Raw genomic sequence first — 21,077 nt, 5'->3', positions numbered from 1 at the left:
TTAAGCTAGGGACCGACAGTATCTTATATAGAATAGGAGAAGGAGATGAGTTCAGGTAAAATTGCTCAGGTTATCGGTCCCGTTGTAGACGTCTTGTTTGCAGCAGGGGAAAAACTTCCTGAGATTAACAATGCACTTGTCGTCTACAAAAATGACGAAAGAAAAACAAAAATCGTCCTTGAAGTAGCCTTGGAGTTGGGAGATGGTATGGTCCGTACTATCGCCATGGAATCAACAGATGGGTTGACTCGTGGAATGGAAGTATTGGACACAGGTCGTCCAATCTCTGTACCAGTAGGTAAAGAAACTTTAGGACGTGTCTTCAATGTTTTGGGAGATACCATTGACTTGGAAGCTCCTTTTACAGAAGATGCAGAGCGTCAGCCAATTCATAAAAAAGCTCCAACTTTTGATGAATTGTCTACCTCTTCTGAAATCCTTGAAACAGGAATTAAAGTTATCGACCTTCTTGCCCCTTACCTTAAAGGTGGTAAAGTTGGACTTTTCGGTGGTGCCGGAGTTGGTAAAACCGTCTTAATCCAAGAGTTGATTCATAACATTGCCCAAGAACACGGTGGTATTTCAGTATTTACCGGTGTTGGGGAACGTACTCGTGAAGGGAACGACCTTTACTGGGAAATGAAAGAATCAGGTGTTATCGAGAAAACAGCCATGGTATTTGGTCAGATGAATGAGCCACCAGGAGCACGTATGCGTGTTGCCCTTACTGGTTTGACAATCGCTGAATACTTCCGTGATGTGGAAGGCCAAGACGTGCTTCTCTTTATCGATAATATCTTCCGTTTCACTCAGGCTGGTTCAGAAGTATCTGCCCTTTTGGGTCGTATGCCATCAGCCGTTGGTTACCAACCAACACTTGCTACGGAAATGGGTCAATTGCAAGAGCGTATTACATCAACTAAAAAGGGTTCTGTAACCTCTATCCAGGCTATCTATGTGCCAGCGGATGACTATACTGACCCAGCGCCAGCAACAGCCTTCGCTCACTTGGACTCAACAACTAACTTGGAACGTAAGTTGGTACAATTGGGTATCTACCCAGCCGTTGACCCACTTGCTTCAAGCTCACGTGCCTTGGCACCTGAAATTGTTGGAGAAGAGCACTATGCAGTTGCTGCTGAAGTAAAACGTGTCCTTCAACGTTACCATGAGTTGCAAGATATCATTGCTATCCTTGGTATGGATGAGCTTTCTGATGAAGAAAAGACCTTGGTGGCTCGTGCCCGTCGTATCCAGTTCTTCTTGTCACAAAACTTCAACGTTGCGGAACAATTTACTGGTCAGCCAGGTTCTTATGTTCCAGTTGCTGAAACTGTTCGTGGCTTTAAGGAAATCCTTGATGGTAAACACGACCACTTGCCAGAAGATGCCTTCCGTGGTGTAGGTTCTATCGAAGATGTGATTGCAAAAGCTGAAAAAATGGGATTTTAAGAGGTGATCTATGGCTCAGTTAACTGTCCAGATCGTGACACCAGATGGTCTCGTCTATGATCACCATGCCAGCTTTGTATCAGTTCGAACTCTGGATGGTGAGATGGGAATCTTGCCACGACATGAAAATATGATTGCAGTTTTAGCAGTTGATGAGGTTAAGGTTAAACGTGTAGATGATGAAAATCACGTGAACTGGATTGCAGTGAACGGAGGCGTTATCGAAGTTGCTAATGGCGTTATCACAATTGTTGCTGACTCTGCAGAACGTGCTCGTGATATCGACGTTAGTCGTGCAGAACGTGCCAAACTTCGAGCAGAGCGTGAAATTGAAGAAGCACAAGACAAACACTTGATTGACCAAGAACGTCGTGCTAAGATTGCTTTGCAACGTGCCATTAACCGTATTAATGTCGGAAATAGACTATAAGAAAAAAATGAACTTGAGTTACCAAGTTCATTTTTTATGTTTTCTTAAGGGGCAAAACTGATGCAGACTGCTTCTGGGACATGGAAGTCATTAGAAAGTTCTGCTAGACGACCAGTTTCAGGATTGCGTTTAAAGACGGTTGCATTGTCAGAGTCCTGATGGACAGCAATGACAAATTCTTGGTCTGGTGTCAAATCAAAATCACGTGGAGTCTGACCATGTGTCGGAACGATTTCTAACAACTCTAAGCTACCGTCCGCAAGGATTGTATATACTGCGATAGAATCATGGCCACGGTTAGAGGCGTAGAGGTACTTCCCATCTTTAGAGAGACGAATAGCAGCAGTACCATTAAAGCCTTTATAACCGTCTGGTAGAGTTGAAATGACTTGCATGCGTTCAAATTCGCCAACACCATCGTAGATTAGAACCTCGATAGTGCTATTGAGTTCACAAATGAGATAAGCGATTTTATAATGGTTATGGAAAATAATATGGCGTGAGCCTGCTCCTGGCTGGCTATGATAGGTATAGAGCTTAGATAATTTTCCTTCTGGATCAAGATCATAAGTAATTACTTGGTCAGTACCCAAGTCGCAGGTCACTAGATAGTGGTCAGGTGTTAAATCTGTATAGTGAACATGTGGAGAAGCTTGATTTTCATGTGGACCTTGGCCACTGTGTTGATCAACATCACTAAGTAGAAGACGACCATCTTCCTGACGTTTATAAACAAGGACCTGTCCCTTGTGGTAGTTTGCTGCGTAAACCAAATCACGCTCTTCATCAACGGCAACATAACAGTGGGGGGCTCCCTCTTCAACGACGTGATTTAATAAGGTGCCATTAGTTTGATAGGCTGCAATTCCACCCTTATCGTCTTGACTACCAACAGTGTATAAATGTTGATGCTGGTCAAAGGCAAGGTAGGTCGGACTTGGTTCAGCTGCAAAAAGTTCTAGATTTGAAAGCAGACCAGTTTCTGTATCAAAGTCTGCCATGTAAATCCCTTGGGAAGTACGACGTGTATAAGTTCCAAAATAAACAGTTTCTTTCATTACTATACCTCTGTGTAAAGATAAGACTATTATATCACAAAAACAAGCCAATTAAAGACATCCAATTAGATGTAAGCACTTTAAAAAAATAATTGATTGTTTTTTTAAAAAATATAATAACATTGAGATTGTTTTCCTTACTTTTCTTCTTAAAAGTGCTATAATGAATTCATAAAATGTTTAAAGGAGTCCTTACTATGAAAAAACGAGTTTTTTTAGCGACTGGAATTGCAGTTTTGTCTACTGCCGTTCTAGCAGCGTGTTCATCTGGTAATGGTAATAAGGATGCTACTAAGCCAGTGACTTATGCTTATGTGTTTACATCAGATCCTGTTACTTTGGATTATACAGTTTCTGGGAATGTCAGCACTAAACAGATTACAGGTAATGTTATTGACGGATTACTAGAAAATGATCAATATGGAAATTTAGTTCCATCAGTTGCAGAAGATTGGACTGTTTCTAAGGATGGTTTAACCTATACCTATAAAATCCGTCAGGGCGTCAAATGGTATACAAATGAGGGGGAAGAGTATGGTGAAGTCAAGGCTCAAGACTTTGTAACTGGTCTGAAACATGCAGCAGATAAGAAATCACAGGCTCTTTATCTCGTACAGGATTCTATCAAAGGATTGGATGACTATGTAAATGGGAAAACAACAGATTTCTCAACCGTAGGTGTGAAAGCAACAGATGATTATACTGTTGTTTATACTTTGAACCATCCAGAATCTTTCTGGAATTCAAAAACAACAATGGGAGTCCTTGCTCCCGTGAGTGGAGATTTTTTGGCATCTAAAGGAGATGATTTTGGTAAGGCCACTGATGTAACGAGTATACTATACAATGGGGCATATCTTCTTAAGGGGCTTACTTCGAAATCTTCTATCGAAATGACTAAAAACCAAAACTACTGGGATAAGCAGAATGTCTTTATTGATGATATCAAGTTATCCTTCTTTGATGGTCAAGATGCAGATTCCCTAGGACGAGGTTTTGATGAGGGACATTATCCAGCTGCTCCACTCTTTAAGAACTCTGCCAACTATGAACGTCTAAAAGAAAAATACAAGGATAATATTGTATACGGCCAACAAAGAGGTGGCGTCTTCTATATGTCTACTAATATTGATCGTGTGTCATACAATCATACTGCTAAAACAAGTGATGCAGAAAAAACCTCTACTAAGAAAGCACTTTTAAACAAAGAGTTCCGTCAAGCCTTGGCATTTGCTGCAGATCGTAAAGCAGCTGTTTCTCAGGTGTTTGGAGATGAAGTAGCGCCTCGTAAGTTACGGACAAGTTTCACTCCTCCAACATTTGTACAAGTAGGAGATTAAACATTTGGTCAAGTTACTAAGACAGAATTGGATAAATTGGATAATGTCTGGAAAGATGTCAGTCTTGATGATGCCCAAGATTCACTTCATAATGTAGACAAGGCTAAGGCTAAGTTTGAATCTGCTAAGAAAACTCTTCAAGCTGATGGAGTACAGTTTCCTATTCATTTAGATCTTCCAGTTTCATCTACTCAGACAGATTTTATTCATCAAGCTCAGTCTTATAAACAATCAATTGAAGAAGCCATGGGCTCTGAAAATGTAGTTGTTGATATTCAACAAGTTTCTGATGATGAATTGGGAAGCATGACTGTTCTAGCGACATCAAATAATAATGTTGATTGGGACATTAATGTTAATAGTGGTTGGAGTCCGGATTATGCAGATCCATCAACCTATCTAGATGTATTTGATCCAACTTCAGGTCCAAGTGTCCTCAGTTCTCTTGGTGTAGCACCAGGAACAGACAATCCAGTCATTAAAACAGTTGGATTGGATAAATACAAAGAATTGATTGATGATGCAAATAGTGAAAAAATAGATCTGCAAAAACGTTATTCTAAATATGCTAAGGCTCAAGCTTGGTTAACAGATAGTGCTCTGGTTATTCCTGTACACTCAGACGGTGCCCAAATGCTTGTAACGAAGAAAGTATTAGGCAGTGGTGCTGATGGTTGGGTTGGTGACAAAACAGGCGACAACAGTTATAAATATCTTAAACTCCAAGATAAGATTGTCACTTCTAAAGAAATGGATGAGTTCCGTAAGAAATTTGCTGATGAAAAAGGCAAATCCAATGCTGATTATCAGAAGAACTTAGACCGTCATATTCAAGACTAATTGAATCTCCTCTTTTGAGGGGATTTTTTATGTCTCTGTCTCAATATAAGTACTTTGTAAGCACTTTAAAAAAGAGTTATTTTGATTTAAAAATGGTATAATGAGAGAACAATAGAAAGGAAGTATTTATGGAGCAAAAAGAGAAACATTTTAGCCTATCTTGGTTTTTCAAGTGGTTTTTGGATAACAAGGCCATTACGGTATTTTTGGTAACCTTATTATTGGGACTCAATCTGTTTATTTTAAGTGAGATTAGTTTCTTATTTTCACCTGTTTTGGACTTTTTGGCAGTTGTGATGTTACCAGTCATTCTGTCTGGTTTGCTATATTATTTGTTGAATCCTATTGTTGATTGGATGGAAAAACACAAAGTTAATCGCGTCATAGCCATCACTATTGTCTTTGTCATCATCGCCCTATTTATCATTTGGGGCTTGGCAGTAGCCATTCCAAATCTACAACGTCAGGTTTTAACTTTTGCAAGGAATGTTCCAGTCTATCTTGAAGATGCAGACAGGGTTATTGATGATCTGGTAACTAAGCGTTTGCCAGATGATTTCAGGCCTCAGCTAGAACAAGTTTTGACAAACTTTTCAAGTCAGGCTACAGTTTGGGCAAGTAAAGTTTCTTCTCAGGCAGTCAATTGGGTGAGCGCCTTTATTAGCGGGGCTTCTCAAGTGATTGTTGCCTTGATTATCGTTCCATTCATGCTCTTTTATCTTTTGCGTGATGGGAAAGGCCTACGTCACTATTTGACCCAATTCATGCCAACGAAATTGAAAGAACCTGTTGGACAAGTTTTATCAGATGTGAACCAACAGTTGTCCAACTATGTTCGAGGGCAAGTAACAGTAGCTATTATTGTAGCGGTAATGTTTATGATTTTCTTCAAAATTATTGGTCTACGATATGCAGTTACGTTGGGGGTTACTGCTGGTATTTTAAATCTGGTTCCTTATTTGGGTAGCTTCTTAGCCATGCTTCCTGCCCTAGTATTGGGCTTGATTGCTGGGCCAGTCATGCTGTTAAAAGTGGTGATTGTCTTTATCGTAGAACAAACTATTGAAGGCCGTTTTGTCTCTCCATTGATTTTGGGAAGTCAATTAAACATCCATCCTATTAATGTTCTCTTTGTTTTGCTAACTTCAGGATCCATGTTTGGAATCTGGGGAGTCTTACTCGGTATTCCGGTTTATGCCTCTGCTAAGGTTGTCATTTCGGCGATTTTTGAATGGTATAAGGTAGTCAGTGGCCTATATGAACTAGAGGGAGAGGAAGTCAAGAGTGAACAATAGTCAACAGATGTTACAGGCTTTGGAAGAGCAAGATTTAGTTAAGGCAGAACATTATTTCGTCAAAGCTTTAGAAAATGATCCAAGTGACCTTCTGTATGAGTTAGCTACTTATCTTGAAGGAATTGGTTTTTATCCTCAGGCCAAGGAAATTTACCTGAAAATTGTAGAAAATTTTCCAGAGGTTAATCTTAATCTAGCAGCTATTGCTAGCGAGGATGGTCAAATCGAAGAAGCATTTGCCTACCTTGAGGAAATCAAATCTGACAGTGACTGGTATGTTTCGGCTTTGGCTCTGAAGGCAGACTTTTACCAGTTGGAAGGTTTGACAGATGTGGCGCGTGAGAAATTATTGGAGGCCTTGACTTACTCAGAAGATCCTCTCTTGATATTGGGATTAGCAGAGTTGGATAGTGAGTTGGAAAATTACCAAGAAGCTATTCAAGGCTATGCCCAGTTAGATAATCGTACTATTTATGAGCAAACAGGCATTTCTACCTATCAACGGATTGGCTTTGCCTATGCACAGTTGGGGAAATTTGAAACAGCTACAGAGTTTTTAGAAAAAGCCCTGGAGTTAGAATACGATGACCTAACAGCTTTTGAGTTAGCCAGTCTTTACTTTGATCAAGAAGAATATCAAAAAGCTGTTCTATACTTTAAGCAACTTGATACCATTTCACCTGATTTTGAAGGCTATGAGTATGGTTACAGTCAGGCCTTACATAAGGAACATCAAGTTCAAGAAGCCCTGCGTATCGCTAAGCAAGGCTTGGAGAAAAATCCTTTTGAAACAAGACTCTTGTTAGCAGCTTCACAATTTTCTTATGAATTGCATGATGCTAGTGGAGCAGAGAACTACCTCCTTACTGCTAAAGAAGATGCTGAGGATACGGAAGAAATCTTACTCCGTCTAGCAACTATTTATCTGGAGCAGGAGCGTTATGAAGATATTCTAGACTTGCAAAGTGAGGAGCCAGAAAATCTTTTGACCAAGTGGATGATTGCTCGTTCCTATCAAGAAATGGACGATTTGGATTCTGCCTATGAGCATTACCAAGAATTAGTAGGAGATTTGAAGGACAATCCAGAGTTTCTGGAACACTATATCTATCTTTTGCGTGAATTAGGCTACTTTGAGGAAGCAAAAGTCAATGCTCAAACTTACTTAAAACTAGTTCCAGATGATGTGCAAATGCAAGAACTATTTGAGAGATTGTAAGAATATGTTTTTAAAAACTGTATCTAATCATTTTTGATAGATATAGTTTTTCTTTTTTAAAGAGAATTTTTTTACAAAAATTCTTGGTTATTTTGTTTATTTATGCTATAATAGGAACAATTATTTTTAGGAGGTGCAGTATGTCTTATTTGTTTGAGATATTACCGAGTTTATTGAGCGGTGCAAGCATGACTTTGCAGGTTTTTGCACTGGTCTTGATTTTTTCTATTCCTTTGGGCGTTTTGATTGCCTTTGCCTTGCAAGTCCATTGGAAACTCCTCCATCATCTGATTAACATTTACATTTGGATTATGCGGGGAACACCCTTGCTCTTGCAATTAATCTTTATCTATTATGTGCTGCCAAGTATTGGGATTCGTTTGGATCGCCTTCCTGCGGCTATCATTGCCTTTGTGTTGAATTATGCGGCTTACTTTGCTGAAATCTTCCGTGGTGGGATTGATACCATTCCTAAAGGTCAATATGAGGCTGCCAAGGTCTTGAAGTTCAGTCCTTTTGCCACGGTACGTTATATCATCTTGCCCCAAGTGACCAAGATTGTTCTTCCCAGTGTCTTTAACGAAGTTATGAGTTTGGTCAAGGATACTTCCCTAGTCTATGCTCTAGGTATTTCTGACCTTATCTTGGCTAGTCGAACAGCTGCCAACCGCGATGCTAGTCTGGTTCCTATGTTCTTGGCAGGAGCCATTTACTTGATTTTGATTGGTATTGTGACCATTCTTGCCAAAAAAGTTGAGAAGAAGTACAGTTACTATAGATAGGAGGCTGCCATGTTAGAATTACGAAATATCAATAAGGGGTTTGGTGAAAAGCAAATTTTGTCTAATTTCAGTCTAAAGATTCCTGAAAAGCAAATCCTAGCTATCGTTGGACCTTCTGGTGGAGGTAAGACAACCCTCTTACGTATGCTTGCAGGTCTTGAAACCATTGATTCAGGGCAAATCTTTTATAATGGAGAACCTTTAGAATTGGACGAACTTGAGAAGCGCAATCTACTAGGATTTGTATTCCAAGATTTTCAACTTTTCCCTCATTTATCCGTTCTAGATAATTTGACCTTATCTCCTGTGAAAACCATGGGAATAAGGCAGCAAGAAGCTGAGAAGAAGGCGTGTGGTCTACTGGAACAGTTGGGGCTAGCAGGACATGCAGATGCTTATCCCTTCTCACTATCTGGTGGGCAAAAGCAGCGTGTGGCCTTGGCGCGTGCTATGATGATTGACCCAGAAATTATAGGATACGATGAACCAACTTCTGCCCTGGATCCAGAATTGCGGTTGGAAGTGGAAAAACTGATCTTGCAAAATAGGGAACTTGGTATGACGCAAATTGTGGTTACCCACGATTTACAATTCGCTGAAAATATCGCAGATCAGATTCTCAAGGTTGAGCCCAAGTAGGAGGTGCCGATGACTAATAAGAAAATTGCTTTAGTATTGGTTTCTCTCCTGGCTCTCTTTTTAACGGCCTGTACTCAGAAGGCTAGCGATCCAAAGCAGGATAACTGGGATAAATATCAAGAGCAGGGGACCATTACTATTGGTTTTGACAATACCTTTGTACCCATGGGTTTTGAAGAAAAGAATGGCCAATATACAGGCTTTGATATTGATTTAGCACAAGCTGTCTCTGAAAAATTAGGTTTTAAGGTTCAATTTCAGCCTATTGACTGGGATATGAAGGAGACGGAACTGCAAAATGGGACCATTGATGCCATCTGGAATGGCTATTCTGCCACTGATGAACGCCGAGAGAAAGTTGCCTTTAGCATTCCATATATGGAAAATCAGCAAGTTCTGGTTGCGAAGAAAAGCCAGCAAATTCGTTCAGTAGAGGATATGAAGGATAAGACCTTGGGAGCCCAAGCAGGTTCCTCTGGTTATTTAGACTTTGAAGCCCAGCCAGATTTACTGAAAAATCGTGTTAGAGACCAGAAAGCCAATCAATACCAGAGTTTCAATGAAGCCTTGATTGATTTGAAGAATGACAGGATTGATGCCTTGTTAATTGACCGAGTGTATGCTAATTACTATCTCCAGTCTGAGGGTATATTAAATGACTATAATGTCTTTTCAGCTGGATTTGAGAGTGAATCTTTTGCTGTAGGTGTCAGACCTGCTGACAAAAGATTACTGCAAGCTTTAAATCAATCCTTTGTTGAACTACATCAAGAAGGAAAGTTCCAAGAAATCAGCCAGAAATGGTTTGGAGAAGATGTAGCAACCAAAGAAGTGAAAAGTAGAGATTGAGTTTTTACTCAGTCTCTTTTTGCATCAAAAATCCTCTGGCAAGTACCAGAGGATAAGAATCTATTTCATTGTTGGGAAGAGCAATACATCACGGATAGTGGTTGTATCAGTGAGGAGCATGCAGAGACGGTCGATACCGATTCCCAAACCACCTGTTGGAGGCATACCGTATTCAAGAGCCTCGATGTAGTCGTAGTCGATGCCTGTCGCTTCATCGTCACCAAGTTCTTTGGCTTTAGCTTGGGCTTCAAAACGGCTAAGTTGGTCGATTGGGTCGTTCAACTCAGTAAAGGCATTACCGTACTCCTTAGTCATGATAAAGAGCTCGAAACGGTCAGTAAAGCGTTCGTCTTCAGGATTTTTCTTAGCGAGTGGAGATACAGCTACTGGATGGCCATAGACAAAGGTTGGTTGGATCAAGGTTTCTTCAACAAACTCTTCAAAGAAGGCATTGATAATGTGACCAACTTCAGTATAGTGTTTCTCAACTGGAACTTTCTTCTCAGCAGCGATAGCTTTAGCTTCTTCCAAAGTCATGTCTTGCCAGAAATCGACACCAGTAATTTCCTTGATAGCATCCACCATGTGAACACGTTTAAATGGTTCGTTGATTTTGATTTCAGTACCTTGATAGTTGACTGGACCATCGCCTTTGACTGATTTAGCAGCGTGTTGGATAATGCCTTCAGTCAAGTCCATGATATCTTGGAAGTCTGCATAAGCTTGGTACACTTCGATAGAAGTGAACTCAGGGTTATGAGTAGCATCCATTCCTTCGTTACGGAAGATACGGCCAATTTCATAGACGCGTTCCATACCACCGACGATAAGGCGTTTCAAGTGAAGCTCAGTTGCGATACGAAGCACCATATCAATGTTTTGGGCATTGTGGTGAGTGATAAATGGACGGGCAGCAGCTCCACCAGCTTCGTTGTGAAGAACAGGTGTTTCCACTTCAAGGAATCCTTTTTGGTCAAGGTAACGACGGATTTCAGAGATGATTTTTGAACGAGTGACAAAACGCTCAAAGCTTTCACGGTTAGAAATCAAGTCAAGGTAACGTTTACGGTAAATCGTTTCAACGTCTGTCAAACCATGGAATTTCTCTGGAAGAGGACGAAGAGCCTTAGACAAGTGTGTGATGTGAGTTGCCTTGATAGAGAGTTCTCCCATATCTGTACGCATCACTTCACCCTCGACACCAAGGAAGTCACCAAGGTCTGCTTTTTTGAAGATCTCGTAGTTTTCTTCACCGACAGCATCCTTACGAACGTAGATTTGAATCTGGCCTTCACGGTCTTGAAGGTGGGCAAATCCTACTTTACCTTTACCACGTTTAGTTACTAAGCGTCCTGCGATAGTAGCTGTTTCGTTTTTATCATGTAATTCTTCCTTATCGAGGTCAGCATATTTATCTTTTAATTCTTGTGAATTTGCAGTGCGTTCAAAACGTTTTCCGAAAGGATCAATTCCTTGTTCACGGAGCGCAGCCATTTTTTCACGGCGAACGATCTGCTGGTCATTTAGTTCTTCCATATGTTCTGTTGACATGGGATCCTCCTAGTTTTACTCAAAATTGAATACGATGAGTCATTTTTTGCGATACTCCCATTTTATCATAAATAGCCAAGAAATTCACGGATAATCTTTCAAAACTAAAAAGAACTTGACGCTAAAATCAAGTTCTTTATTGATAGGAAGTATCATTCCAAGTATCGAGAGTAAATGTTTCAAAATCATGGGTTTCTAGAATGGTCAGGCTGGCATTTGCTAGACCGCCATCTTTACGAAGAAGAGGTTCTTTATAACCTAGGAGAGTACGAAGACTAGCAGTAAGATTAGCGCCGTGACCGACAATTAGAATACGCTCAGCTGGACTATCTTTTAATGATTTGATAAATTGGATGGTCCGTTGCGTGGTGCTATAGAGGGATTCGGCTCCAAACATTTGAGTGTCAAATTGAGCAAGATTAGATCGAAAAGCTTTGATTTGTTGCGGGTAAATAGCTTCCAAGGTTGCGATTTTCAAACCTTCTAACTTCCCCAGCTGCCATTCACGGAGATTAGAAACACTTTCTAAAGGACAGGGTGTCTTGAGTTGACTTTGGATAATCTCAGCAGATTTGACCGCTCGAGGTAAATCACTTGAATAAATCTGATCGAAAGGAACATCCTTGAGATACTGCCCTAGTTGTTTTAGGGTGTCAATAGATTCAGGAAGAAGGGGAGAATCTCCGCTAGCACCTTGAAAGCGTCCTTCTTGGTTCCAGACTGTACGACCGTGGCGGACAAAGTAGAGTTTCATTACTTACTGTCCTCCAAGATATCTGCAAAGTCAGCTTTTACAAAGCTAGCCAAGTCTTGTGGTGCGACGATAATGCTGTGACCAACTTCTCCAGCAGAGACAATCATTTGATCCAAGTCTAGAGCAATTTTATCGATAAAAATGGGATAATTGTGTTTCTGACGAATTCCGACAGGATTATTGGCTCCATGAATATAACCTGTTGTTTTTTCCAAGTCCTTTTGTGGGATCATGCTCACTTTTTTGTTGCCAGAAATTTTGGCTAGTTTCTTTTCAGACAAGTGTTGGGTGATAGGGACAATTCCGATAATCGGTCCTGTTTTATCTCCCAAAAGCGCCAAGGTTTTGAAAATCTGATCTCGTTCATAACCTTGAGGAAGTTCTCCTTCTAGGGCATTGATTTGAATCCCCTGATGTGGGATACCTGCTTTAGACAGAATTTGTTCTACCAATGTTTTTTTGATTTTAACTTTTTTTGCCATTATTTATACTTATCCTCCAATTGGCTCATCCAAATACCAAGCCAGATTCCAAGTGCAAAGAAGAAGGCGATGATGACATACCCAACAAGAGAAATACCAGTGTATTGGATACTTTCAGCGTTTCCTGCATTTGGAATCAAGATCAAAAGAGTACTTGATAAGACGATTCCGATGATGAAATGATAGACGCGTGAGTGGTAGTTGTTTAAGGCATAATCCATCAATTTTGAAAAAATAACGAGAGTTGCGCCTGCTCCGATTCCAATCGGAAAGAAGGTTCCCAAGAGGTCAAATGTTTTAAAACCAGTCAACATAGGAGCATAGAGACCCAAAATCAAAAGTAGATTTGATGGACTGAGGCCAGGAACTAATACGCCAAGAGCTAGCAGTGCACCAGCTAGGACGAAATTAAGAAAGCTGGCACTTAAGGTTCCAACGACAAAATTTAAGGCATAGAGTCCTAATCCAGAAATGATAAAGGTTATCCAGAACCAAGCCAAATCAATCTTGTCTCGGTCAGATTCTCGAGTTGATTCTTTGAGAAGGCTAGGAACTGTACCAATGATGGCACCCGCAAAGCTCCATAAGACAAAGACCTGATAATTTTCAAGCAGGTATTCAATCGGGTAGGAAAATAAGCCGATTCCCAGAAGCATACCGATGGCAACTGGAATAAAGTACAAAACATTTTCTTTAAAGTCTTTAAAGGGATGAGCCAGAAAACCAATCATTCGTTCATAAATTCCTAAGATTGCTGCTAGAACCCCTCCGGAAATTCCCGGTAAGATAAATCCAAGAGCAATGACAATCCCTTTAATAACACGTGCTAACCATGAGAGCATATTTTTCCTCCAACTATTTCTATTTCAAAAAATCCTTACTATATTGTATCACAATCAAACACAAAAATAAAAAGCAAATGATAAACAAATGCTTTTAAGGTTTTAAAAAGAGTTTTCTAAAGGTTTCTTCTTTGTTCTTTAAGGCAGAGATAACGTTGATATCCAAATCGTGGTCAAAGCCAGCAATTTTTCCTTTAGACGTGTACTGGTGAATGTCGTAATCTAAATCAGTTTTAGGAGTAGCTTCGTAAAATCCTGAGTCAGAACCATAGGAAGGAATCCAAACAGACGTAAACTTATCTGTATCAATACTGTGCTCTTCCATGAAGTAGACCCCAACGTAGATTCCGATATTTTTAGCACCCAGTGATTCAAGCTTTGCTCGGAAGGCTTCAACACCGTCGTTCATATTAGACATGGTTTTTTCTTCCACGTCTAGCCAATAGTAACTTGGACTGTATGGAGAAGAGGCGTTATAGAATACCTCAGCAGCTTTTTCCATCTCCTGGACATTTTTTCCGGCTACATAGGCATAGACAGCAACTGGGACATTTCGTTTTTGAAACTCAGTGATATGGGTTTTAAAGGCCTTATCAACACCATTAACATAGGAAGCATCGTTCTCTTTGGACGTTTGAGCACCACTATGGACGCGAACAATAGCTCCAGAAATGTTTTGGGACAGAGTATCGTAATTGATTTCCTCAGGACGCTGCCAACCAGAAACATCAATTACCGGTTTATCTATATTGTGTAGCGCTTGCGTTTCTACTTGCGCGATATTTGACTTTGTTTTTACAGGATGGTCCTCAAAACGAGGGCGATTCAGGATTAAAATGAAAATCATAATCCCAAAAAAACCAAACAAAATAAGCGGATTTATTTTCTTTCTCATATCTCATAATTTTACCTTAAAAATGAGAAAAAATCAAAAAAAATACTCAAAAAATGGGTTAATAAAGGACTTTAGAGCATTTTTTCATTCAAGGGCGCGGAATGATTTGAAATATGGTATAATAAAAGGGAATTTCTAGAGAAAAGAGAAGATTATGTCAAATTATGCCATTATTTTAGCAGCGGGTAAAGGGACTCGCATGAAATCTGATTTGCCAAAAGTGTTGCACAAGGTTGCGGGTATTTCTATGTTGGAACATGTTTTCCGTAGTGTGGGAGCTATCCAACCTGAAAAGACAGTCACAGTTGTAGGACACAAGGCGGAATTGGTTGAGCAGGTCTTGGCTGGACAGACAGAATTTGTGACTCAATCTGAACAGTTAGGGACTGGCCATGCAGTTATGATGACAGAGCCTATCCTAGAAGGTTTGTCAGGTCACACCTTGGTTATTGCAGGGGATACTCCTTTAATCACAGGTGAAAGCTTGAAAAACTTGATTGATTTCCACATCAATCATAAAAATGTGGCTACTATCTTGACTGCTGAAACAGATAATCCTTTTGGCTATGGACGAATTGTTCGTAATGACAATGCTGAAGTTCTTCGCATTGTGGAGCAGAAGGATGCTACAGATTTTGAAAAACAAATCAAGGAAATCAACACAGGAACTTACGTTTTTGACAACGAGCGTTTGTTTGAGGCTTTGAAAAATATCAATACCAACAATGCTCAAGGTGAATACTATATTACAGATGTCATTGGCATTTTCCGTGAAGCTGGTGAAAAAGTTGGTGCTTATACTTTGAAAGATTTTGATGAAAGTCTTGGGGTAAATGATCGTGTGGCTCTTGCGACAGCTGAGTCGGTTATGCGTCGTCGCATCAATCATCAACACATGGTCAATGGCGTTAGCTTTGTCAATCCAGAAGCAACTTATATCGATATTGATGTTGAGATTGCTTCTGAAGTTCAAATCGAAGCCAATGTTACCTTGAAAGGGCAAACGAAAATTGGTGCTGAGACTGTTCTGACTAATGGAACTTATGTAGTGGACAGCACTATTGGAGCAGGAGCTGTCATTACCAATTCTATGATTGAGGAAAGCAGTGTTGCTGACGGCGTAACTGTCGGACCTTATGCTCACATTCGTCCAGGTTCAAGTCTGGCTGCTCAAGTTCATATTGGTAACTTTGTTGAAGTTAAAGGCTCTTCAATCGGTGAAAATACCAAGGCTGGTCATTTGACTTATATCGGAAACTGTGAAGTGGGTAGTCATGTTAATTTCGGTGCAGGAACCATTACAGTCAATTATGACGGTAAAAACAAATACAAGACAGTCATTGGCAACAATGTCTTTGTTGGTTCCAATTCAACCATTATTGCGCCAGTTGAGTTAGGTGACAATTCCCTCGTTGGTGCTGGTTCAACTATTACCAAAGACGTTCCAGCAGATGCGATTGCGATTGGTCGTGGTCGTCAGGTCAACAAAGATGAATATGCGACTCGCCTTCCTCATCATCCTAATAATCAGTAGGAGTCTGTCATGGAATTTGAAGAAAAAACGCTTAGTCGAAAAGAAATCTATCAAGGCCCAATTTTTAAACTGGTTCAAGATCAGGTTGAATTACCGGAAGGCAAGGGAACTGCTCAACGTGATTTGATTTTCCACAATGGAGCTGTCTGTGTTTTAGCTGTAACAGATGAGCAAAAACTCATCTTGGTCAAGCAGTACCGTAAGGCTATCGAGGCTGTCTCTTACGAAATTCCAGCTGGAAAATTGGAAGTAGGAGAAAATACTGACCCTGTCGCAGCAGCCCTTCGTGAATTAGAGGAAGAAACAGCCTATACAGGGAAGTTAGAACTCTTGTATGATTTTTACTCAGCTATTGGCTTCTGTAATGAAAAGTTAAAACTATACCTAGCTAGCAATTTGACAAAGGTGGAAAATCCACGTCCGCAGGATGAAGACGAAACTTTGGAAGTCCTTGAAGTGAGTCTAGAAGAAGCTAAGGAATTGATCCAATCGGGTCATATCTGCGACGCCAAGACAATTATGGCGGTTCAATACTGGGAATTGCACAAAAAATAGAGGAGGTCAGTATGGGTAAACCTTTATTAACGGATGAAATGATTGAAAGAGCTAATAGAGGCGAAAAAATTTCAGGTCCCCCTTTGCTAGATGATGAGGAGACAAAGATTTTACCAACCTCCTCTTCCCGTTTTGGTTATGCCAATCCTAAGGAACATGGTTTTAGCCAGGAAACCTTGAAGATTCAGGTCGAACCGTCTATTCATAAAAGCCGTCGCATTGAAAATACTAAGAGAAATGTCTTCAATTCTAAGTTGAATAAAATCTTATTCGCAGTCATCTTTCTCTTGATTTTGCTTGTCTTAGCAATGAAACTTTTATAATAGAAAAGGAATTAAAATGAAAATAGGAATTATTGCGGCTATGCCAGAAGAACTGGCTTATCTGGTCCAGCATCTAGAAAATGCCCAAGAGCAAGTTGTTTTAGGGAATACCTATCACACAGGAAGCATTGCCTCTCATGAAGTCGTTCTTGTAGAAAGTGGAATTGGTAAGGTCATGTCTGCTATGAGTGTGGCGATTTTGGCTGATCATTTTCAAGTGGATGCTTTGATTAACACAGGATCAGCTGGGGCAGTAGCAGAAGGAATTGCTGTTGGAGATGTTGTGATTGCTGACAAATTAGCCTATCATGACGTGGATGTCACAGCTTTTGGTTATGCTTATGGACAAATGGCGCAACAACCACTTTATTTCGAATCAGACAAAACCTTTGTTGCCAAAATTCAAGAGAGTCTATCTCAATTGGACCAGAACTGGCATCTTGGTTTGATTGCTACAGGAGATAGTTTTGTTGCAGGAAATGACAAGATAGAAGCGATTAAGTCCCATTTTCCAGAAGTTTTAGCAGTTGAGATGGAGGGGGCAGCTATTGCTCAGGCAGCGCATGCTCTTAATCTTCCAGTTTTAGTCATCCGAGCTATGAGTGACAATGCCAACCATGAAGCAAACATCTCTTTTGATGAGTTTATTATCGAAGCTGGACGTCGCTCTGCCCAAGTCTTACTAGCCTTTTTGAAGGCCTTAGATTAAGCGGAAATTTGACAGTTTATCTAGCTTATGATAAGATTTAAGTAAAGAAAAGCTAGAAAACGTTTCAGAGGATATTATGAGTATTGAAATGACCGTCAGTGAGATTGCAGAGGTCTTAGGATTATCTCGCCAAGCAATCAATAACCGTGTCAAAGAATTACCAGAAGAAGACACAGATAAAAATGACAAAGGGGTAACAGTCGTTACCAGAAGTGGCTTGATTAAGCTAGAAGAAATCTATAAAAAAACGATTTTTGAAGATGAGCCTGTCAGTGAAGATGTCAAGCAACGTGAACTGATGGAGATTCTAGTGGACGAGAAGAATGCAGAAATTCTCCGCCTCTATGAGCAATTAAAAGCCAAGGATCGTCAGTTATCAGAAAAAGATGAGCAGATGCGCATCAAAGACCGTCAGATTGCTGAGAAAGACAAACAACTCGATCAGCAGCAACAATTGACCCTTCAAGCCATGAAGGATCAAGAAAATCTTAAGCTAGAGCTGGACCAAGCAAAAGAAGAAGTCCAATCCACTAAGAAAGGCTTTTTTGCTCGTTTATTTGGAGGATAATCAAGGAGCTGTTTAGGTTAAATGCTAACCTGATGGCTTCTTTTATTTCTAATCTAAATAGTATAGTTGCTCAAGTAATACTCAATGAAAATCAAAGAGCAAACTAGGAAGCTAGCCGCAGGCTGTACTTTAGTACGGCAAAGCGAAGCTGACGCGGTTTGAAGAGATTTTCGAAGAGTATAAAATAACAGTATAGGAGAGGTAGAAAATGGAACGATTAGCAGATTACATTGCTTTTGATTTAGAATTTAATCAGCATGAAGGACAAACACACTTGATTCAAGTATCGGCAGTCCGTTTTAGAGATGGTCAGGAAATCGATGCCTATGATTCCTATGTCCATACTAGTGTGCCTCTAAAGAGTTTTATCAATGGTTTGACTGGAATTACAGCTGAAACCTTAAAAGATGCTCCTCCAGTGGAGAAAGTTATAAAAGATTTCCAAGAGTTTGTGGGTTCTTTACCCATGGTTGGCTACAATGCTGCTAAAAGTGATTTGCCTATTCTAGCAGACCATGGTTTAGACTACAGTCAGCAGTACAAGGTGGATTTGTATGACGAAGCTTTTGAACGTCGGAGTTCGGATTTACATGGTATTGCTAATCTCAAATTGCAAACCGTTGCCTCGTTTCTTGGATTTCAAGGTCAGTCTCATAATAGCTTAGAGGATGCTCGTATGACAGCGCGTGTTTACGAGTCATTTCTAGAGTCAGACCAAGCTAGAGAATTGTTAGAGACAGAAAGTAGTCTTTCAAACAATCCTTTTGGAGGCTTGGATTTGTCTCAATTATTTGACTAGGAGTGCCTATGAAACCTGAAAAACCTAAAAATCTAGGTTTTAAGCAGATATACTTTAATCTAGATAAAATACTTTTTCTATTTTTCTTGACTTTTATGATGATTGAGTTTGTCTGGTTACCGTCAAATTCTTGGATTGCTGGACTTTTGCTCCGTCAGACAGGTTATCTCTTTCTATCTTACAATAATATTTTTGCCATTATAAAAGGTTCTCCCTTTGTTAGTCTTGCATTATTTATTTTGGTAATCGTTAATTTATTGATCGCCTATTACCAGATAGGACTTCTCTTTATCGGAGCCCGGCACCTCCTCTATCATGAAAAGAGAACTTTGCTAGAGTACAGTCGTAAGGTCTTTCGCCAAAGTTTCTTGTTTATGAAGCAAGCGACACTTTCCAAGATAGCCTTTATCTTCTTTTATGTCATGATGCTCTTTCCATTGATTCGAAAGATTTTAAAGATTTACTACCTAAATAAAATTGTCATTCCGGACTTTATCGTTGATTATGTGGAAGACAAGTATTGGCTAGTAGGTATAGTGGTTACTATTCTGGCTTTACTTCTATTTTACATTTCAGTGCGTTTCATGTTTGCCCTACCTCAGCTTTTATTTGAGAAAAAAACAGTCAAAGAAGCAGTCAGATACAGTCTAGAGAAGACAAGAAAGCACTCCTGGTTTTATATTTGGAACTTGCTTTGGATTATCGTCAAAACCTACCTATTTTTCATTCTTTTATTGATTCCAATCTTGGCAAGTCAGGCACTGATGGATGGTTTGACCCATAAGGAATCTCTTGTGCTGGGAATTATCAACTTTGTTTTAATCAAGAATTTCCACTATATGGCCTTGACTTACTTTCTCATTAAGTTTGTTTCCTTCTTAACAGGAGAAGAATTAGAAATCACACCAAGGAGAAAGAAAGACCACTGGATGAGATGGGGAGTGATGGGATGTGCTGGTATCTTTTTCGCTCTTGAGGGTTATGTTTATTTAGAAGCTCCAGTTGCCAATAAACCTTTGATTATTTCTCATAGGGGAGTATCTAATAAGAATGGTGTGCAAAATACCGTCCAATCACTAGAAAAAACCGCTCAGTTATCTCCAGACTTCGTTGAGACGGATGTTCAGGAAACAAAAGATGGCCAGTTTGTCATGATGCATGATGCCAATATCAAGAATTTGACAGGAGTTAATGCCAAACCTCAGGATTTAACCTTGGAGGAATTGACCAAACTCGATATTTCAGAAAATGGTTATCATAGCAAGGTGTCTAGTTTTGATGACTATCTCAATAAAGCTAATGAATTGCATCAAAAACTCCTTATTGAGATTAAAACCAGTCGAAAAGATAGTCCAGATATGATGAAACGCTTTATGGAAAAATATGGAGTCATCATTAAGCAGAATGGGCACCAAATGCAGTCCTTGGACTACCATGTGATTGATCAGGTATTGTCCTATGATTCACAAATCCCAGTTTATTTCATCCTACCTTACAATAGTATTTTTCCAAGAACCAAGGCCACAGGTTATACTATGGAGTATTCAACCTTGGATGAAAATTTTGTCAACAAGCTTTGGAATACCGATCAGAAATTGTACGTGTGGACCATCAATAGTTCAGAGTCCTTTGATAAATCTGTTCATTTGGGTGCAGACGGCATGATAACGGATGACTTGGAAATGATTCAAGATCAGGTTACCATTGCCCAAGAAGACCCAGAGTATACGGATTTACTGTTCAAACAGGCCATGGAATTCTTTAATTTTTAGTAAGCAAAAAGAGGAACAGTTGTTCCTCCCATGATAGGCAAGTATTCTCTTGAATGCTTGTTTTTCTTATGCTTAGAATGGCAATTTTCCAGCGAAAGCACCCAGTTTTTTCTTGGTAGTTTCATCGATTTGTTCAAGAGCAGAGTTGATGGCCTGAACGGTCATATCAGAAAGAGTTTCAAGGTCTTCAGGGTCAACGACAGCTGGATTGAAGTCAATGCTGACAACTTTTTTGTCACCAGTTAAGGTCGCTTGAACAAGGTCTTGAGCAGATTTGCCAACAAATTGCATAGCAGCAAGTTCTGCTTGACTTTGTTCCATTTGTTTTTGAAGTTTTTGTGCTTGGCGCATCATGTTTTGCATGTTCATCATGGTGATTTATAGTTTCC

21 protein-coding genes and 1 pseudogene are annotated in these 21,077 nt (G+C 39.8%); 15 read left to right on the top strand and 7 right to left on the bottom strand.

Features of this window, described 5'->3' with window-relative positions:
• The first annotated feature begins 45 nt into the window (after positions 1-45).
• Both atpD and HMPREF2764_RS05670 read left to right on the top strand, forming a co-directional pair.
• Positions 46-1,452: a F0F1 ATP synthase subunit beta gene (gene atpD, locus HMPREF2764_RS05675; RefSeq protein WP_000094357.1), complete on the top strand. Its 1,407-nt coding sequence runs from the start codon at positions 46-48 to the stop codon at positions 1,450-1,452.
• 10 nt (positions 1,453-1,462) lie between these two features.
• Positions 1,463-1,882: a F0F1 ATP synthase subunit epsilon gene (locus tag HMPREF2764_RS05670; protein WP_000068037.1), complete on the top strand. Its 420-nt coding sequence runs from the start codon at positions 1,463-1,465 to the stop codon at positions 1,880-1,882.
• Positions 1,883-1,926: 44 nt separating this feature from the next.
• On the opposite strand, the gene HMPREF2764_RS05665 is transcribed toward HMPREF2764_RS05670, so the two are convergent.
• Positions 1,927-2,940 (bottom strand): lactonase family protein, encoded by a 1,014-nt coding sequence (locus HMPREF2764_RS05665; RefSeq protein ID WP_049500372.1) that lies wholly within the window; start codon positions 2,938-2,940, stop codon positions 1,927-1,929.
• A gap of 197 nt (positions 2,941-3,137) precedes the next feature.
• Here HMPREF2764_RS05665 and HMPREF2764_RS05660 point away from each other — a divergent pair.
• From HMPREF2764_RS05660 to HMPREF2764_RS05635, 6 genes and pseudogenes are all read left to right on the top strand, one after another.
• Positions 3,138-5,120: pseudogene (locus tag HMPREF2764_RS05660) on the top strand (peptide ABC transporter substrate-binding protein).
• A 128-nt stretch (positions 5,121-5,248) separates the two neighbouring features.
• The gene (locus HMPREF2764_RS05655; protein ID WP_070527850.1) at positions 5,249-6,415 is read left to right on the top strand and encodes an AI-2E family transporter; all 1,167 of its coding nucleotides are present in this window, start codon (positions 5,249-5,251) and stop codon (positions 6,413-6,415) included.
• Entirely contained in the window at positions 6,405-7,634 is a 1,230-nt protein-coding gene (locus HMPREF2764_RS05650) for a tetratricopeptide repeat protein (protein ID WP_070527847.1), read from the top strand. The genes HMPREF2764_RS05655 and HMPREF2764_RS05650 overlap by 11 nt, the downstream gene beginning before the upstream one ends.
• 140 nt (positions 7,635-7,774) lie before the next feature.
• A complete protein-coding gene (locus HMPREF2764_RS05645) occupies positions 7,775-8,416 on the top strand; it encodes an amino acid ABC transporter permease (protein WP_070527845.1) in 642 nt (213 codons plus the stop codon).
• A 9-nt stretch (positions 8,417-8,425) separates the two neighbouring features.
• Positions 8,426-9,055, top strand: coding sequence for an amino acid ABC transporter ATP-binding protein (locus HMPREF2764_RS05640; protein WP_070527843.1), 630 nt, complete (start codon positions 8,426-8,428; stop codon positions 9,053-9,055).
• 9 nt (positions 9,056-9,064) lie between these two features.
• Positions 9,065-9,904, top strand: a complete 840-nt coding sequence (locus HMPREF2764_RS05635) for an amino acid ABC transporter substrate-binding protein (protein ID WP_045611868.1) — start codon at positions 9,065-9,067, stop codon at positions 9,902-9,904.
• A 60-nt stretch (positions 9,905-9,964) separates the two neighbouring features.
• Here the strand turns inward: HMPREF2764_RS05635 and lysS are convergent, their stop codons facing one another.
• The 5 genes from lysS to HMPREF2764_RS05610 all read right to left on the bottom strand — a co-directional run bounded on the left by lysS (position 9,965) and on the right by HMPREF2764_RS05610 (position 14,428).
• Entirely contained in the window at positions 9,965-11,455 is a 1,491-nt protein-coding gene (lysS, locus tag HMPREF2764_RS05630; protein WP_070527840.1) for a lysine--tRNA ligase, read from the bottom strand.
• Between the two features lie 136 nt (positions 11,456-11,591).
• Entirely contained in the window at positions 11,592-12,209 is a 618-nt protein-coding gene (locus HMPREF2764_RS05625; RefSeq protein ID WP_049547266.1) for a histidine phosphatase family protein, read from the bottom strand.
• Positions 12,209-12,691 (bottom strand): aminoacyl-tRNA deacylase, encoded by a 483-nt coding sequence (locus HMPREF2764_RS05620; protein ID WP_050278930.1) that lies wholly within the window; start codon positions 12,689-12,691, stop codon positions 12,209-12,211. Before HMPREF2764_RS05620 ends, HMPREF2764_RS05625 begins: the two co-directional genes overlap by 1 nt.
• Positions 12,691-13,533: a DUF368 domain-containing protein gene (locus HMPREF2764_RS05615; RefSeq protein ID WP_000954112.1), complete on the bottom strand. Its 843-nt coding sequence runs from the start codon at positions 13,531-13,533 to the stop codon at positions 12,691-12,693. The genes HMPREF2764_RS05620 and HMPREF2764_RS05615 overlap by 1 nt, the downstream gene beginning before the upstream one ends.
• A 94-nt stretch (positions 13,534-13,627) precedes the next feature.
• A complete protein-coding gene (locus tag HMPREF2764_RS05610) occupies positions 13,628-14,428 on the bottom strand; it encodes a glycoside hydrolase family 25 protein (protein WP_023946949.1) in 801 nt (266 codons plus the stop codon).
• A gap of 154 nt (positions 14,429-14,582) precedes the next feature.
• Between HMPREF2764_RS05610 and glmU the strand changes: the two genes are divergently transcribed.
• The 7 genes from glmU to HMPREF2764_RS05575 all read left to right on the top strand — a co-directional run bounded on the left by glmU (position 14,583) and on the right by HMPREF2764_RS05575 (position 20,688).
• Positions 14,583-15,962, top strand: coding sequence for a bifunctional UDP-N-acetylglucosamine diphosphorylase/glucosamine-1-phosphate N-acetyltransferase GlmU (gene glmU / locus HMPREF2764_RS05605; protein WP_070527837.1), 1,380 nt, complete (start codon positions 14,583-14,585; stop codon positions 15,960-15,962).
• Positions 15,963-15,971: 9 nt separating this feature from the next.
• Positions 15,972-16,517: an NUDIX hydrolase gene (locus tag HMPREF2764_RS05600; RefSeq protein ID WP_020901746.1), complete on the top strand. Its 546-nt coding sequence runs from the start codon at positions 15,972-15,974 to the stop codon at positions 16,515-16,517.
• A gap of 11 nt (positions 16,518-16,528) precedes the next feature.
• On the top strand, positions 16,529-16,840 hold the full coding sequence (gene macP / locus HMPREF2764_RS05595; RefSeq protein ID WP_000517862.1) for a cell wall synthase accessory phosphoprotein MacP: 312 nt from the start codon (positions 16,529-16,531) through the stop codon (positions 16,838-16,840).
• 16 nt (positions 16,841-16,856) lie between these two features.
• Complete coding sequence (locus tag HMPREF2764_RS05590) at positions 16,857-17,549, top strand: 5'-methylthioadenosine/adenosylhomocysteine nucleosidase (RefSeq protein WP_070527834.1); 693 nt, start codon at positions 16,857-16,859, stop codon at positions 17,547-17,549.
• Between the two features lie 76 nt (positions 17,550-17,625).
• The gene (rocS, locus tag HMPREF2764_RS05585; protein WP_000021242.1) at positions 17,626-18,117 is read left to right on the top strand and encodes a chromosome segregation protein RocS; all 492 of its coding nucleotides are present in this window, start codon (positions 17,626-17,628) and stop codon (positions 18,115-18,117) included.
• Between the two features lie 208 nt (positions 18,118-18,325).
• Positions 18,326-18,916: a 3'-5' exonuclease gene (locus HMPREF2764_RS05580; RefSeq protein WP_024057204.1), complete on the top strand. Its 591-nt coding sequence runs from the start codon at positions 18,326-18,328 to the stop codon at positions 18,914-18,916.
• Positions 18,917-18,924: 8 nt separating this feature from the next.
• The gene (locus HMPREF2764_RS05575; protein WP_070527831.1) at positions 18,925-20,688 is read left to right on the top strand and encodes a glycerophosphoryl diester phosphodiesterase membrane domain-containing protein; all 1,764 of its coding nucleotides are present in this window, start codon (positions 18,925-18,927) and stop codon (positions 20,686-20,688) included.
• A gap of 72 nt (positions 20,689-20,760) precedes the next feature.
• On the opposite strand, the gene HMPREF2764_RS05570 is transcribed toward HMPREF2764_RS05575, so the two are convergent.
• Positions 20,761-21,060, bottom strand: coding sequence for a YbaB/EbfC family nucleoid-associated protein (locus tag HMPREF2764_RS05570; protein ID WP_000981526.1), 300 nt, complete (start codon positions 21,058-21,060; stop codon positions 20,761-20,763).
• Positions 21,061-21,077 lie beyond the last annotated feature (17 nt).

This window comes from Streptococcus sp. HMSC073F11, assembly GCF_001810785.1.
GTDB lineage: Bacteria > Bacillota > Bacilli > Lactobacillales > Streptococcaceae > Streptococcus.
The sequence above is the reverse complement of the archived record's forward strand: the minus strand, read 5'-3'. Positions and strand labels throughout refer to the sequence as shown.